This is a genomic window from Bradyrhizobium sp. CCBAU 11386 (assembly GCF_028128955.1).
GTDB lineage: Bacteria > Pseudomonadota > Alphaproteobacteria > Rhizobiales > Xanthobacteraceae > Bradyrhizobium.
The window spans coordinates 112,156-127,224 of record NZ_LBKA01000261.1 but is presented as its reverse complement, the minus strand read 5'-3'; the positions used below and the strand labels follow the sequence as shown (position 1 = coordinate 127,224).

The following is a 15,069-nucleotide window of genomic DNA, read 5'->3' as shown; positions in this document are numbered from 1 at the left end:
GCCTCCTCTGTTAAGATTTCCCGATGCCGCCGTCAGGGCTGCCGCGCCGGAGCGTCGATACCAGCCGTGAGAGCGCTGCCTCGATGCGCGCCAGGGTCGGCTTCGGCCATGGCGACGTCGCGATCCACGTCAGGTCGAGCTCGCCGGCCGCCATCATCGGCCGTGCAAAGTCCTGCGCATCGTCGAAGCGCTCGCGTTCGACGAGGGCTGCGACGAGAACGCGCAGGTTCGCCTGGTCGTTGGGCAGCACCCGCGCGACCCGCGTCGCGTGATCGACGGCCGCGTTGAGATCATTCATGGCGAAATGGGCCTGAGCCGAGATCATCTCCGCGAACCAGGCATGCCTGTCTCGCGGCGACAGCCGCAGATTGATCGCCGCATCGGCGAGCGCGTCCTCATACCGCTCGCAGCGGACATTCACCGCGGCACGGTATGCGAATGCGAGCGCCAGGTTCGGAGTGAGCTCGATCGCACGATCAAGCTGCTTGAGTGCGCCGACGTGATCGTGCTTGCACTGCGACAGCGTGTAGCCGCCGACGGCATTGGCGAGCGGATCGGCCGAATTGCGCTCCAGCGCCCGCTCGGCGAGCGCGCGCGCTGTGTCCAACTCGCCCGGCGAATTCGCAGACCACCCGCGCGCCACGCGCTGCATGTGCCAGATGGCGCTATAGGACAGCGGCGGCGCCCAATTGGGGGTGAGGACATGAGCCCGTTCGAAATTGGTCCGAGCCGTCACGAAGGTCGTGTAGTCTGGACTGAACATCTGATCGTAGCCAACCAGCACTAGCTGATAGGCGTCGAGATCGTCAGGCCTCTTTTGCATTGCGCGATGAAGCTCCCGATCACGGACTTGCGGTGCGAGCGAACGGATCACCTCGACGGCGATGCGATCCTGCAGGTCGAAGACGTCGGCTGCGGTTCCGCTGAGACGGTCGACGCGAACCACTTCGACCGTCTCGGCGGCAACGAGTTCGGTGGATATCCGGATCTGGTCGCCGGCGCGCTGAATGCTTCCATGAAGCAGATATTGCGCATTGAGATCGCGGCCGATTGCGCGCAGATCCGGTGTCTGCGACATCGGGATCATCGTCGAGCCGCGAGAGATGACGAACAGCTCCTTCAGGCTCGACAGGGCCTGGACGACGCTGTCGACGATGCCGATCGTGAATTGAGGCTCGAGAGATGGCGTCAGTGCGCGAAAGGGGAGAACGGCGACCGACGGTCGGCTGACGGCGAGTCCGGCCAGACCGACCGCGGCCGCCGCTACGGAGGACGGAGCCGGCCGTACGACGATTTCGGGCTGCTGCTGCCGCAGGCCGGAAATCAAGTCCTGTGTGAGCTTGTGCGGCTCGATGTCGTAGGTGTCTTCGAGCTGGCGCCAGAGCCGCGCGTAGACCGCGAGCGCGGCGCCGATACTTCCAGTCGCGAGGTGGCTCTTGATTAGAACGCGAACGGCGCGCTCGTTCTCGGAATCCAATCGGCAGATCGCCTTTGCTGCGGCCTCCGCGGTGGCCGTGACGACCGTGTCGGCCTCGTCAGGCAGCAGCCGCGTCAATGCGTCGATCAGCCGTTCGTGAATCAGCGGTCGCGTCTCCGCAAGCCATTCCGAAAATGCGGGATCGACGCCTTCCAGGTCGTCGAGGATATCGTCGGTCAGGCGTTCGCGCGCGAGCAGGAGCGGATGGACAATGCCGCGCTCGGCATCAGAGACGATGTCCATCACGTCACACGCCACGTGTTCGATATCGAGCGCCACGTGCATCTGGTCGGCATGGAAATACGTCCAGCCGAGCGTCTTCAGCTCGCGCTGGATCTGACTCAGCGATTGACGCAGCGAACCCTTTGCGAGCGGGTCTTCCTTCTCGCTCCAGAGCAACCCGACCAGTTTGGCCCTGGGTAACTGGCGTGCCGAGGAGAGCATCATGTAGCCGAGAAGCGCTTGAGCCTTTCGGCCGAGCCCGACCTCTTTTCCGTCCACGGATGCTGAAAATGCTCCGATGACTTTCAGTGTCAGGCGACGGGTCTCGCCCTCGCCAACCACCTTATCGCCGTCGACTCCCGACATCTCGTCCCATCCCCCGCCGACGTCGTCGACAGTGCACGAAGGCAGGTCCCGGGAGGCTAGACTTGGCGGAGTGCAGACGATCGGTTCGCGCGGTCCGCGAAGCCAATAATAGGTGAGCTCAGGAATGCAGCCCGCCGGATCTGATATAATTGATGAATGATACATCTTGGGTTGTCAGATGGTCAAGGGTTGCTGAGCGATCGAAATGCGACCTGCGGGCGGAATGAAACGACGCCTCACTTCGAGCCGATGGGCGTGAAACGATCGTGAATGTGAGATTCCGTCGCCTGCGCCGCCCACGTGCGCCGGTCAGGAACGGGTACGCCGACGTGTATCGATCGCCGAACTCGCCGTTTCCGCGGCTGGATGCCCGCGCGCTTGACGACAGTCCTCGGACCGACGGGTCCAAATGCCTCGGGGCATTGGGGGAGGGCCGGGAGAGGGCCTTCCGACCGGCACCGGCGCTGTCTGTATTGGGGTATGCCGACACTGCGCAGTAATCAGGCAAGCACGGGCCTGGTCGGGCGAACTGCCCGGCGGGGTCGCGCAGGGGGCGAGCCCCGCCGTCGCCGCCGCGTTTCGAGCGGGCATCGCATTTCACGGGCCATTCACGATCAGCTTCGCAACGTCGGTCTACGCTTCGTCCACTGCCGGAAGATCGCAGAACTTGGCAAGGGAGAGGGTACGATGACTGTCCTGCTAAGACACACCTTCAAGGCCTGGATTGACCGCGCGCCGGGTGCGCCGCCCAAGCTGATCATGATCGGTGACGTGCGGGTGCCGGGCAATGGCTGGCAGGCCCGGCTGACCAAGCGCTCGCCGCAGGGCATCAACCCGAAGATCCTGATCCTCGACGTGAAAGCGCAGGAGCCGGGCGATGAAGCGCCGGAAGAGATCACCACGATCCCGCTCCGCTACGAGGAGAGCCCGCCGCAGGACGAATACGGCCAGGTGATGATCGCGAACGGCAAGGGCGAGATCGTCGTCCGCATCGGCGGCCTTGAGCAAGTGGCCCGCAGCTGAGGCTCCCGGACAGGGCGTGAGCGTGGCGCGCTTCTGGTTGCTCCGGCGAGCCGTGCCGACATGGCCGCCCCCCGAGCGGCAAACGCTTCAATCGTTGATCAGGCCGGTCGATCGCATCAGCGAGCCTGACATGTCGCCATTCGAGCTGTCGAGATGGGTAATTGCCGGCGAACGCGATGCCGGCTCGCGAGCCTCGAACCGCGCTGTGCTTGAAGCATCGTTGATGGCGGGGATGAAGCGTTGACGGTCGATTCACGCTCGGCTCACCCCTCGAGGTCAGCATCGATGTGAAGGCTCGCGCTCCAATAGCCGGTGATTGCTGACGTGCCGAGTTGACCGTCGCCGCGGCCCGAGCTCGGTTGAGAGATGGCTCCGCTACGGCGAGCCGGACCAGCGTGGCCTGAAACAGGAGTACTCGCCATGATGCTCGATAGCGCTGGAAAATGGATCATCGCGTTTGCCTTCGGCGCCGTCATGGTCGGGATGTATTCGTGGTCTCGCTTCGACGAACCGAGTTGCGACAGCCAGTCGGAGTACTTCTCCCGCTACAAGCCCCGGTTCTCCACCTCCTACGGCCGGTATGCCCGTGCCAAGTGGGCCTATGTCGGCGCGATGATCGTCATGTACATGGCTTTTTCGCTCGTGCCGGAGCTCTTCAACAAGGTTGCCAACATCGGTGTGGGTGGCGATCCGTCAAAGACGATCGACGGGCTGCCGCTGGCGGTTGCCCTGGCGCTGGTCACGCTCCAGAACGTGCCGGGCCTCAAGGAGCTGGAGAGGCGAATTCGCGGCTTCCTGCATTCTGTCGCGCGCATCCCCGACTGCGTCCGTCGAACCGTTGCGCAAATGCGCAGTTCGCAGTTCACTTTCGAGCCAGGCGTTTACCAGTGCCAGACCAAGAAGCTCGTGGGGCAGCCCGGAGCGGGGAACGCGCTGACCGGCGACCTCAACAAGCTGAGGGAAGACGACGAGATTCTCCACATTTGGTACTGCGTCGGAGGCGTGCTCGCCGCTCTGTCGGAACGAAGGCGGGACGGCGTCGGGATCGATCCGATCTTCTTTGCTTACTACAGGGATGAGCTCGACAGCATCGCTGCAAAGCATATCGCGCTCGTCGAACTCGTGCGCGAGCACGTCGGCGAGTGCCTGAAAGGCAACAGCCCCACCGACCCCGGAACGCTCAGCGAAGTTCGCGATCTCCGCGATCGGCTGTACACGTTCGTCGCGTGCGGCGTTCATTCCACTGTCAAGAACGAGGCTGACAGCCTGGATGTCGTGACGAGGCTCGGCTTCTCCTTCTCTGAGGAGTCTCGCAAGGGGGCGAAGAGCGTCGTCGGGCCACTTGCCGGCCTGTCGTTCATCTCGGTTGCGATGTTGTCGATCTTGACCGGCTATTCAGCCCAGGCATTCAGCGAACTCGTCGAGCACAAGGTCGACCGTGCCTGGCTCGAAGGACTTCGCATCCCGACGGGCACTCTTGGACTTTATGCATGGACGTGGCTGGCGGCATTGTTCTATTTCATGGCGATTTTTGGTGCGCTTGCGGTTCGTAATGCGAGAATTACACGCCGCGAATGGTTCGATCTCAATGATCTGAACCGTGAAAGACCTTTGCTTCGCTATGTCACGCCGATCATGGTGGGGACCATTCTCGGCAGTTTTACGATGTCGATCATCGCGGTCATAACCGCCAAGCCTGGCACGGCGGGAGAAGAGATCGTTTGGTCGCTTCCGTGGTTTCCGCTCGCAACGGTCATGGCCGCCATCGTCGTCGTGCTGAGCGACGGACGGCTTACCGAAGACGGATTTTGGCGTAGCACGGCGGTCCGAGCCGTGCTGGGAGCGCTGATCATGACCTTGATCGGCTTTCTGACCAGCCGGTTGAGTATCCCCTTGAGGCTCGCCGCGTTTGCGCAAGACAAGAAAATGGACCTCACCGACGATGTGTATTGGACCGGTATCTACACGAGCGCTTTCATCGCAGCCCAGATCGGTTTGCTGGCATTTGTCCTGTGTGTCATCGCGCAGGTCGCGGAGCGCTATATCACGCGCGGTCGGCTGCCCGCCGCTGCAGGAAAGCTTGTCGAACTGATCACGCGGCAAGGTCGTCCCGAGTTCTCCATCGTCCTGGATGAGGGCGGCGAAGCGTCCCTGTTTGCTGCGAACAGGGCGGAGCAGAACATTACGGCCTCGGGCTGCCGGGGCCGATGGCAACTCTTTCCTGAAGGCATGGCTGTGAGATGGAGCGCGAGCTCCGGGGAATGTTATTGCAAGGTTGGAGAGTTCGGCCTGATCCGCCGGTGCGGTGACGCCGTCATCTACGAAGGCTATCTCGGCCAGTTCTTTGCCAAGAAGAAGCCGGTCTTCGACGCCCGGGTCGATGAACGCAGCAATGACAATCGCATGCCTTCGAAGCGGCGGCGCGAAGGACGGGCCCCCGCAGGCGTGCAGCCGGGCCTGAAGACTGCCGTCGCCGTGGGATCTGCAGCCGAGGAGATGCGAACATGACTCTGCAAGGTCGATATTTCGTGCCGGTTTGTCTCTATCCCCACACCAAATATCGCACAGAGGCCGGCGTGACGGCACTCTTTGCGAAATACATCGCGCCGTCTCGCGAGTACCTGATCATCGTCGCCGACCGGCTCCTGGTGCTCGATCGCCTGATCACGGGGCGCTACTTCACCGTCAATTCGGCGATCAGCAAGGCGCGAAGGGAGGCCGAGCAGGTCTCCAGCCTCATCGAGCGGATTGCCCGCAAGGTCGGCGCCGGCGCGAGTGGCCGCGTTGTCTATTGGGACGAAGTCGGGGAGACGGCTGAATTCGGCGAATTCGCAGCGCAGTTGCGGCAGGCGGTGTCGGCAGACGCGTTTCTTGCCCGGGCCATCGAGGAGTTCATCGATCGTCGGGTCAAGCGGTTTGGCGCGGGCAGCGAACCCGACCGGGAGCGTGAGCACGAGCGGGATTATCTCCTGTCGGAAGTCTGCATGAGTGTCTACTGCACGGAGGTGCTGGGGTTCTGCAACGAGGTGTGGGAGCGTCCGCCGGCGCCCGAAATTCCCGACCCGCTGAAATTGCTCTATGCGCACCGCCCCGAGCTGGTCACCCGGGTTACGGGCAGGCCGGTCGTTCGCAAGCTTCATTTCCTCTATCCGGAAGCCGATCGGTCCGCCGATCAGATCGACAACGCGGCCCCGGCGTAGAGCCGGGCCGATCCGTTTGGCGGTCAACAGCCCCGTGCACCGCCGCGCTTGCCAGCCCGAAGCCGAGCGGGTAGAACGCAGCCACGCCTGAGCCGTGATTTGCGCCAAACGCGCTTCCGGCCACAGTCGGACAAATCATCAAGTCATTGAATTTGTTCGACTATTCCGTTGGGGAATGGTGTAACGGTAGCCTATCGATTTTCGGGCTAACTTGTTGATTTTCATAGGGCGGTTTTGCAATGGCCCCGCATTTCGATCCGGCTATTTCCCGGCACTTCTGCTGAGTTTGCAAAACACTTGAGCACCTAGCAGTGAGGCGCCGGCGCGGGAGTCAGCGCTCGCGTCCATCACCATTCTTGAGCCGTTGACGCAACACAGCACGACGCCGCCGCTTCAGCCCTTCGATGATGCTGGCCGGTCTGGCCCATCAGCAGCCGACGACGGACGAACGATGTAAACTTCCCAAATGCTGGTAGGGCCTATGATGCCCGAAAAGCTGCGATGGGTTGTAATTGTAATGCGTTCCGCGGTGGCTGCGTTGGATGCCATCCACGAACGGCACGTAGGCACCCGCGGATCACTTGGATCGCATACCCCTATGAAGCCCTTTCGCTTCGCCTCTTCCAGAGAGGCCAAGCCCGAACTCCACGTCTCACCAGGGGTATACGGTGCTGGATGGTCGACGCTATAAAAGGCCATATGCTGACCGATCTCTGTCGTTGCAGCTACAACAGCCCATCGCGTTGAGAACCTTGAGTGCCACTCGTTGGTCAGTCGATCTGCTAAAACGGACCGGGATCCCATCACTGCGCTGTTTGATTGCTGACTGCGAACTTCGTAGACGACGATCGAAGGAGCGGCAGCGAGCGTGAGCAACGTCAAAACGAGCCACATGGCGGCGAGCCGGAACAGCGCTAGTCTCTTCAAATTTACAAACGGCACCAAGACCAATGGAACCAAGAAGAAGAGCGGAATGCCCCAATCGGTTTTCATGTAGATGACAAAAGCGAAGGCGCCGAGCGGTGGCCCTAGCGCAACGGCCGCTTGAATCACCCATATATTCAACGCTTGAGCCTTGTTCATGCGATTGCCGCGCTCAGCCGAGGTTAGCGCCTCTCGCATGGAAGTCACAGGATTTCGTGGATCGATTAGCGCAAGTGCGCTCAATCCGATCGGTAAAGCAAGTAGCGCGATAGTGTGAGCGAGGTAAGAGGCTATCGGGTTCAGGGTTTCCGATCTGCTTGCCAGAGCATAGACGTCGCCCGCATAGACCAACGGAGCAAAATCGACTTCCCGCAGCCACCACACATGGGGCAGCATCAGGATAATCATCGCAACAAGCGCGATCCAGGGCGCGGGAGACAGAAAAAACTTCATTCGGTGGGGATGAAGCAGTGCCGCGATCCCGATCGCGCCGATCACAGTTAGCGTCCAATACTTGGTCATTAGCGCCAGCGCGCCGGCAATCCCGAGCCAGATGCCTGACTGCCAGCTTCGCTTCTCGAAGGCATTGAGATAGGCGAGCACGACGAGAGGCAACGTGACGAGCTGCAATATGTCCGGGTTGTACTTGAAGCCTTTGAAATTGAAGATCGGGTACAGTGCGAGCGTCAGGACCGTGAACAACGCGCGGCTGCGGTCCACGACCCGCAAGGCAATCAGCCAGCAGATCACCAGCCCACAGCCAACAGTCGCCATCGCCAGCGCGTAAGTGGACCAATCAGCAGCGGGAAACAGCAAGAACCAGAGACCCGCAATCCAACCAGAAAGCGGCGGATGCTTACCGTAGCCCAGCTCGAATTTTTGGCCCCATGCATAGCCCTCGGCAACATCCATATGAATGTCCTGAGCCTCTTTCAGGACCATCAGGATCAATGTCCAGAGGATGACGTGAAGGGTAACCAACACGACGACCAACAGACGATCGTCGCAGGATGAAAGAAACCTCGCCAACCGTGAAGTAATGTTCGGGGATATGGGCTTAACTGACACGGCTTACCGGGCGCAGCGCGGAGGCCTGCCGAATTTGGATTTAGATGAGTGGGTGTGCCGAATTGTAAACAAGTGAGAATCTCTCGCAAGTAGAATTTTCTGAACATTTCTGAGTGATGGCAATTTACGTCTCTGGTTTCGGGATGGTAGGTCCTCCTGCAACTGGGGGTTAGTGATGTTTCCGGCCTATGTTATACACAGTAATTTATTGCCTGAACGTGAGGGCCATATTCGCGAGCAAATGGCGCGAGCTGGCCTATCTTTTGAATGGGTCCTCGACTTCGAACCGTCGGAAATATCCCGCGCCATTGACGAACAATTCTTCTCCGCCTCTGCTGATCTCTCTCCAGGTCAAAAGTCGTGCGCGCTGAAGCATATTGTCGCCATGCAGAGGATCGTCGACCGGCGACAGGATGCTGCCTTTATAATCGAGGACGACGCGCAATTCCGCCCCGACTTCCATTCACTGCTGGATTTGGTCATCAAGGACGTCGAGAAATGGCCCCGCCCTCGAGTGCTTCATTTGGGGGCGGCCACCAACTTCTATGTGCCAGCGTCACAGTTGATCGAAGGGCAGCATGTCTTCGAAGGTACGCGCGTTCGCAATATGGAGATGTATGTCCTGGGTTGGGTGGAGGCGAAAGCGCGGCTTGATTGGATTTACAGAAACCGCCTAGATTGCCCTATCGACATCGCCTTAAACAAAGCCGATCCGGAACTCGGCATACCATTCTTGTGGTCTGAGCCGCCCTTAGCAGAACAGGGAAGTCTGAACGGTACGTTTGCCAGTTCCTTAACGCGAAAGAGGAGAAGCCTCCTGCAGTTGAAGGCCCAATTTTGGGTTCAACGGTTCCTGCGAGCGAAAGTGAAGCGTTGGCTTAGAATTACATGATAGAGCGCAGAGAGTCCGTGCCGAACCGATATCGTGGCCTCCTAGATTTCTTTTTAGGTGAAGAGCCATTTCATCCATGTGCAAGTGCCGAACGTGCCACTCGATGCATGATCGTTGCATTTTTCATTGGTCCCCCGCTATTCGTGCTCGTCGAGCTATCGCCCACCGCATGGGCCGCCGCGTTAACGATTACCCTCCTGGTCAACAATCCGCGGTTATTGCTCGCTAGTCGAAGTGTCGTTCTGTCCTATCTCAGCCTCGCCCTTCTCAGCTTGGCAGCGTTGGCAGCTTTGAGCGCGCTTTGGTCTCAGGAGCCCGCACGAAGCCTAAAGGCTTCTATTCAGTTTGCTGCTTTCGTCTTGATGGGTGGAGCGGCTGCTGCTCAGTTGGCTTTGGTCTCGACGCGCCAGCGGGATCGGATTTGGAATGCTTTGCTCACGGGCGCTGCCGCTGCGATAATTGCTCTTGCTGCTATCGAGATCGCGGCGTGGGCCACCGAGGCAAGCACCGCTCGCGTTAGATCTTTTCACAAGACGACATTCTATGGTTTGTGTTTCGCTTCCATTCTTCTTTTTCCGAGCAAGGACTACCTAGGTATCCGCAGGGCGATGGTTTTGTTCTTCTATGCGATCCCGACGCTGCTGCTTGGTCGGACCAGCGGTGTGAATATTATGATAGTTATGGCCGTCCCGCTGTTATTCTTGACGCGCAAGGGGTTGAGATCGGTGATCGGCGCATTCTGTCTGGTGTATGTCGTCGCTGCTTTGGCTGCACCATTCGTTGTTGAACGAGTCTACCAGTCTGTCGATGGCTCGAAAATCGCTACTCTCCCTCAAGTCTCCAGCTACATGGCTCGATTGGAGCTTTGGAACGACCTTGCTCCGAGAATTAGGGAATCAGTTTGGCTGGGCCACGGCGCCGACACGACCAGAGCTAACACGGTCACCTTTGGTCCAATGAAGTACTACGACTTGCCGGATATTCCGAGCGCTCATAATATGATCTTCGACATTTGGTTCGAGTTAGGACTCGCAGGGATCGTTGTGCTACTTCTTGCAATTGTGACAGCGTCGCTGATGACCATGCGCTTACAAGCCGGTCCGATCTTGGTCACCTCCATCATCTTTCTCGGTACGATAATAGAGTTCTCTGTGGATCATCGAATATGGTTGTCGTGGGTTCAAGGGACACTCATTTTAACGATCGCCGCATCCGTACTGGCATCGCTCCGCACCACTCCCAATTGGTCCGCCAAGTAGAGCTCCCACGACGCTAGATTAATACGGGCCGACGGTCGCGGCGTGTTCGGTGGCCGGAGTCGATCTGGCGGATTGGCTGGTCCATAGTGGTCTCGCATTGGATTGGCCGCGCTGCGAGATGTAGGGCGGCGGGTAGGCAGGCTGGGATCTCGTAGCAATGCGATTATCGACATCGCGTCGCTGAATAGTCCTGTCGGTCATCGCTGCTACGATCTTAGCGCTTGAGGAACCGCCCTAAGGATCAAGCTTGCGTGCGGATATGGCAAAGGCGTCTGCGGCCTTAGCTCTATCGGCTCTTGGCTATATGTTCGGCGCAGCGGGAAAGAGTCAGTTAATCAGGGCGATTAGATCGCCTAGGTCACTCGGTGCCCACCACCCGCAGCCGCTGCTGCCCGTCGGCCCCAGCCTTCATCTGGTCCCGGAAGCGCATGTAGTGCTCGACGTTCTGCCTGGACATGCCGATGTCGTTGGCGATCTGGTCGACGTCGTAACCGGCCTCAGCGCGGGCGAGGATGCCGGTGCCGCGCAGACCGTGAATGGTCGGGTGGTCGGCATCGTCCGGATCGATGTCCCACTCGTATTTCCTGACCTGGCCGGCGACCCATTGCTTCCAGCGCTTGCAGAGCGCGCGGCCGTGCTCGGTGTCCTCCAGCCAGCGATTCCAGCGCGCGCGCAGGCCGTCGCCGGTGTAGGGCGCGCCCTTCGGCGAGTAGAGATAGAGATCCTCGCGGAAGCGATCGATCGGCCTGAGCCAGCGCGGGTTGGAAAAGCGCACCGGCGTCTCGGCCCAGCGGTCGAGCTCGAGCGCATCGGAGGTGGCGAGCGGGATGTGAAACGCGCGCCGGCGCTTGCGCGTCTTCTTCGGCCGGCACCAGATGCCGTTGCGCTCGCGGTGCTCCGGCCCCATGCGAATCATGTCGCTGCCGCGCTGGCAGGTCATGATGCCGAGCCGCAGCATGCGCACGAGGTCGGCCGGAGCGTGCGCCTGGACGTGCGCGATCGCGAAGGCTGGCCAGGGCACATGTCCGCGATCGGGAATTTCGAAGTCGCGGACCTTGTCGAACGGGTTAGCCTCAGCAAGCGCGAGCGGAATAGCCCAATCCCAGATCGTACGGCCGACCGACAGCATCTGGTTGGCCATGACAGGCGTTTCTTTCATCGCATCGCGCGCGGTTTGCACCACCAGCGGCACCAACTCGCCGACGGCGACGAGGCCCCACGTCTCCACGAATTCGAAACGCCGCATGTGGACGTCGTAATTGCTCTGCGTACCCTCGGAGAGCCGCTTGAACTCGTCGCTGGCGCGATAGAGGGCGATCAGCGCGCCGACAGAACCAGGCGGCAAATCCGCCGGCGTCGCGTCGCGCCGGCGCTTTACTTCGCGCCAGAACGCATCGGGCTGGTTGTCGGCGTTCGGCAACTTGATGCGCTCGCCTTCGCGCTGGGTGCCGCGGCCGGGATTCCAGTAATAGTAGGTGTAGACCTTGCCGTTCGACTTGCGAACGATGGTTTTTTCGACGCCTTCAGGCAGCGTCACGCCGGCCACCCGATTTCTTGCCAAAGTTCGCCGCTCCCTTCAGGGCGGCGTCGAGGCCGACGACCGTCCGGCCGGAGAGCTTACGGTCAACGTCGTCCCAGCGCCAGCGCGGCGTGCCGGTCGGAAAGGCCGTGCAGGCCGCGGGCAGGGTGCCATCCTTCACCCATTGGTCCCATGTGTCGGGCGAGATCTGTAGCTCCGCAGCGCCGGTCTCCCGGCTGACATAGGCCGGCGTCCTGTCACCGCGCAGCAGGTTCTCGGCCTTGCGGATGGTCACGTAAGCTCCTCCGGCCGGGGACATGCGGTTAGCTGCTCGGCAGCAGTTTTACGCCCTCTTGACGTATACGACGTGGCGTCGTATATGAGGCCAATTGCAACATTCGGAGCTTCAGAATGACTTCGAAGCAGTTTCACGACGCCGTCATCAAGCTTTGGGGATCGGTCTATGCGAGCGCTGATCCCTTGGGGATTAGCCTTCGCCAGGCGCAGCGCTATGACGCTGGCACAGAAGTGGCCGCTCCAGTCGCGAACCAACTTAAAATCCTGCTCGACCACGTCCGCGGATTGAAGGATGAACGCAAGCGGCTGATTGATCAGCTTGCTTTCTTTGATCGGCCAGGCGCTCGCATAGGAGATCAGAATGGCGATCACACTCAGGCGTGGAAAACCATTCTTCGCGATCGGATCGCCGAACTTGAGGATCTTCTGCGCAATCATCCCGCCGGATTTGTGCCTCAGATATGAACCTTCAGTGTTTGTCCGCGGTTGCGGGGTTTGACCGCGAGCGCCGTTCGGGAGGTGTAGTGTCATCGTTCTTCCCGCCGTTAACAGCCAGCTAGCTGCCGGCACGCCTCGCCCTGCCATGCGCCGCAGACCATGCAGGCGCCGTCGAGGTCGATCTCGCCGGTCTCGCACCGCCGCGGCGGGGTCTCGTCATCGCGCGTCGCGCGCTCGATCGAATGGACGCAATCGAGCATCCGCGCGACGATCGCCTCGCAATGGCCGAGGTCCAAACTTTTGACGCCGCGGGCATTGAGGTCGCGCCAGAGCGCGCCGGCCATGATGATGCTGACGCTCATGCCGGCTCTCCTGTCTCCTGCGGCACCAGCTGCAGGTAGAGCCCGCCAATGATCTCCGCGCGGCCGCTGGCGATCAGGCTATCGGCGACGCCGTCACTGATCCGCCGCGTACCGAACCGCCAGCCGCCGCGGGCGCGCCGCTCGAGGGGCTGGATATCGAGCAGGCGCAAGACGAGTTGGTGGTGCTGGCCCGCCGCGCGGCGGCATTGTGGCCGCGCGGGGCGGGGCGGCCGGGCGAGCGCGGCGCAGCGCCGCGAGCAGAATTTCTGGCTGTCTCGATGCGGCAGGAAGGCGGCGCCGCAGCCGCAGGTTCGCATCGCGGCCATCAGACCGCCGCCCCGTTCTGCCGTGCATAGGCGAGGCTGCGGGCTGCGTCGGTGTGCTCGAACACCTGCGACTTGCGCCAGCCCATGCGCATCAAATCGGGCAGGGCGGCACCTTCGCTGCGGGTGGTCAGGACGATGAAATCATCGGCGAGCTGGGCAATCGCGGCGGCGCCCTCGAGACCGGCGCGGGCCGCCGGCAGGGCAGGCGGCGCGATCAGTGCGGCAACGCGCTCGCGCTCGATCTGGACGGCCTCGGCGGCCGCAGCTGCGTCCTGGCGAGCCTTTCGGTCGGCCAGCAGCGCGTCGAGTGTGGCCTGGCGGTTGAGGCGCTTGCCGCGCAGTACCGGCTCGGTGCGCGGGCATCCCTTGGCGCGGACGTCGGCGAAGCGGCCTTCGGCGCGGACGTGGAAAAAGCCGTGCAGCTTCAGCTGCTGGTCGAAGGCGGTGGCGGTCAGGTCGTTTGGACGCGGCACGGCGGCGGTCTCCCGTGAAGTTTTCACGAGAAACATATCGTCGGAAATTTCCGATCGTCAACTAGGAAAGTCGGAAGTCTCCGACTCCTGGCGCTAAAGGTCCAAAATCGTCCGTTTCACCCGGCCAATCACCTCGAGGTCGCGCGGCTTGAAAAATACCGGTTTGTTGAGGGGGTTGGTCGAAAACGGGGCGAGGTGCGGATTGGTGCCGCCTTGCCACATCTTATAGGTCGTCTCGCCCTTAACCGAAAAGACATAGCAGCGGCCGTTGACCAGGGAACGCTCCGCCTTGTTGACAACAATGATCGACCCCTCCGGCGAGTAGCGGTCCATTGAATCGCCGTCCACCGTGAGCGCAAAGAACTCGCCCCGGCCGAGATCGGCAAATGCCAACAGCGGCACATCCTCGATCGGAATCTGGCTGGCTGGACTTCGTAAGCGTCCGGCGGTTACCCGGTCCAGAAGGGGAACCATCGCCAGTTTTGGTGCTCCCGGACTGGTGCGTCGAGGGGGCGGCCCGACCAGATCGGCAACCGTCCACTGGAGGGCGGCGGCGACCAGCGGCTGCTTTGAGGCACTGAAGGACTGCTTTTTCCCCTCCAGAAAGTCCCGGATGAAATTCCGTTCCAGGCCCGGAATGGCCTTTGCCGCCTCGATCGGGCTGAGGTCCAGCTCGGAGAGGCGCGCCTTAATCCGTTGTCGGAGTTCATTTTTCTCCATGGCGGATTTATCCGACGCGTCTTGTCCAAAGGCGAATGGGATGTTTCCGACGCACTGATATCGACGAATCGGAAATTTCCGACTATCCGTCGAATCATGGAGCAGGAGCTGATTCGCCACTTGAGGGCCGTAGCCGACGCCTTTCGCGTCAAGCGGCCTCTTGCGTTCGGAACGCTCGGTCGACTTGCCGCGGGCGATTGGCGCTTCTTCGTTCATCTCGGCTCCAAGACGTTCACGGCCCGCAAGTACGACCAGGTGATCGGGTGGTTCTCGATCAATTGGCCGGCTGGCGCGGTTTGGCCTGAGGACGTGGCCCGGCCGGAGGTGGTCGAGCCATGAACGGATGCCGGTTCCGAGACTCGAGGTCGAGCGCGGGCCGCGCTGAAACGGCCGGTTTTCATCACTGTGGAACATCACACAAGGCGCGCGGATCGGCCTGTGGATGCGTGTGGAAAACGCGCGCCGGCACTGCATTTCAAGGGGTTTTTAGAAGGGGCGGGGAC

14 protein-coding genes are annotated in these 15,069 nt (G+C 61.1%); 6 read left to right on the top strand and 8 right to left on the bottom strand.

What is annotated here, in order from left to right:
- Positions 1-10: 10 nt before the first annotated feature.
- A complete protein-coding gene (locus XI09_RS44190) occupies positions 11-2,065 on the bottom strand; it encodes a BTAD domain-containing putative transcriptional regulator (protein WP_271572566.1) in 2,055 nt (684 codons plus the stop codon).
- A 687-nt stretch (positions 2,066-2,752) separates the two neighbouring features.
- Here XI09_RS44190 and XI09_RS44185 point away from each other — a divergent pair.
- The 3 genes from XI09_RS44185 (at position 2,753) to XI09_RS44175 (ending at position 6,288) form a co-directional block, all read left to right on the top strand.
- Positions 2,753-3,088 (top strand): hypothetical protein, encoded by a 336-nt coding sequence (locus tag XI09_RS44185; protein WP_271572565.1) that lies wholly within the window; start codon positions 2,753-2,755, stop codon positions 3,086-3,088.
- A 420-nt stretch (positions 3,089-3,508) separates the two neighbouring features.
- The gene (locus XI09_RS44180; protein ID WP_271572564.1) at positions 3,509-5,596 is read left to right on the top strand and encodes a hypothetical protein; all 2,088 of its coding nucleotides are present in this window, start codon (positions 3,509-3,511) and stop codon (positions 5,594-5,596) included.
- Positions 5,593-6,288: a hypothetical protein gene (locus tag XI09_RS44175; RefSeq protein ID WP_271572563.1), complete on the top strand. Its 696-nt coding sequence runs from the start codon at positions 5,593-5,595 to the stop codon at positions 6,286-6,288. Before XI09_RS44180 ends, XI09_RS44175 begins: the two co-directional genes overlap by 4 nt.
- 393 nt (positions 6,289-6,681) lie before the next feature.
- Here the strand turns inward: XI09_RS44175 and XI09_RS44170 are convergent, their stop codons facing one another.
- Positions 6,682-8,196 (bottom strand): glycosyltransferase family 39 protein, encoded by a 1,515-nt coding sequence (locus XI09_RS44170; protein ID WP_271572804.1) that lies wholly within the window; start codon positions 8,194-8,196, stop codon positions 6,682-6,684.
- Positions 8,197-8,455: 259 nt separating this feature from the next.
- Here XI09_RS44170 and XI09_RS44165 point away from each other — a divergent pair, with 259 nt between their 5' ends.
- Both XI09_RS44165 and XI09_RS44160 read left to right on the top strand, forming a co-directional pair.
- Positions 8,456-9,172: a glycosyltransferase family 25 protein gene (locus XI09_RS44165; RefSeq protein WP_271572562.1), complete on the top strand. Its 717-nt coding sequence runs from the start codon at positions 8,456-8,458 to the stop codon at positions 9,170-9,172.
- Between the two features lie 107 nt (positions 9,173-9,279).
- Positions 9,280-10,431: an O-antigen ligase family protein gene (locus XI09_RS44160; protein WP_271572561.1), complete on the top strand. Its 1,152-nt coding sequence runs from the start codon at positions 9,280-9,282 to the stop codon at positions 10,429-10,431.
- Between the two features lie 358 nt (positions 10,432-10,789).
- Here XI09_RS44160 and XI09_RS44155 read toward each other — a convergent pair whose 3' ends face one another.
- Together XI09_RS44155 and XI09_RS44150 are read right to left on the bottom strand one after the other, a co-directional pair.
- Positions 10,790-11,968 carry a hypothetical protein gene (locus XI09_RS44155; protein ID WP_271572560.1) on the bottom strand — a complete coding sequence of 393 codons (1,179 nt, stop codon included), beginning with the start codon at positions 11,966-11,968 and terminating at the stop codon, positions 10,790-10,792.
- Positions 11,955-12,245 carry a helix-turn-helix transcriptional regulator gene (locus XI09_RS44150; RefSeq protein ID WP_271572559.1) on the bottom strand — a complete coding sequence of 97 codons (291 nt, stop codon included), beginning with the start codon at positions 12,243-12,245 and terminating at the stop codon, positions 11,955-11,957. Before XI09_RS44150 ends, XI09_RS44155 begins: the two co-directional genes overlap by 14 nt.
- 116 nt (positions 12,246-12,361) lie before the next feature.
- Between XI09_RS44150 and XI09_RS44145 the strand changes: the two genes are divergently transcribed.
- Positions 12,362-12,712, top strand: a complete 351-nt coding sequence (locus tag XI09_RS44145) for a hypothetical protein (protein WP_271572558.1) — start codon at positions 12,362-12,364, stop codon at positions 12,710-12,712.
- An 80-nt stretch (positions 12,713-12,792) separates the two neighbouring features.
- Here XI09_RS44145 and XI09_RS44140 read toward each other — a convergent pair whose 3' ends face one another.
- From XI09_RS44140 to XI09_RS44125, 4 genes are all read right to left on the bottom strand, one after another.
- On the bottom strand, positions 12,793-13,047 hold the full coding sequence (locus XI09_RS44140) for a hypothetical protein (RefSeq protein ID WP_271572557.1): 255 nt from the start codon (positions 13,045-13,047) through the stop codon (positions 12,793-12,795).
- The gene (locus XI09_RS44135; RefSeq protein WP_271572556.1) at positions 13,044-13,373 is read right to left on the bottom strand and encodes a hypothetical protein; all 330 of its coding nucleotides are present in this window, start codon (positions 13,371-13,373) and stop codon (positions 13,044-13,046) included. Before XI09_RS44135 ends, XI09_RS44140 begins: the two co-directional genes overlap by 4 nt.
- Positions 13,373-13,846, bottom strand: a complete 474-nt coding sequence (locus XI09_RS44130) for a phospholipase (RefSeq protein ID WP_271572555.1) — start codon at positions 13,844-13,846, stop codon at positions 13,373-13,375. The genes XI09_RS44135 and XI09_RS44130 overlap by 1 nt, the downstream gene beginning before the upstream one ends.
- A 93-nt stretch (positions 13,847-13,939) precedes the next feature.
- Positions 13,940-14,782, bottom strand: coding sequence for a S24 family peptidase (locus XI09_RS44125; protein ID WP_271572554.1), 843 nt, complete (start codon positions 14,780-14,782; stop codon positions 13,940-13,942).
- Between the last annotated feature and the right edge of the window lie 287 nt (positions 14,783-15,069).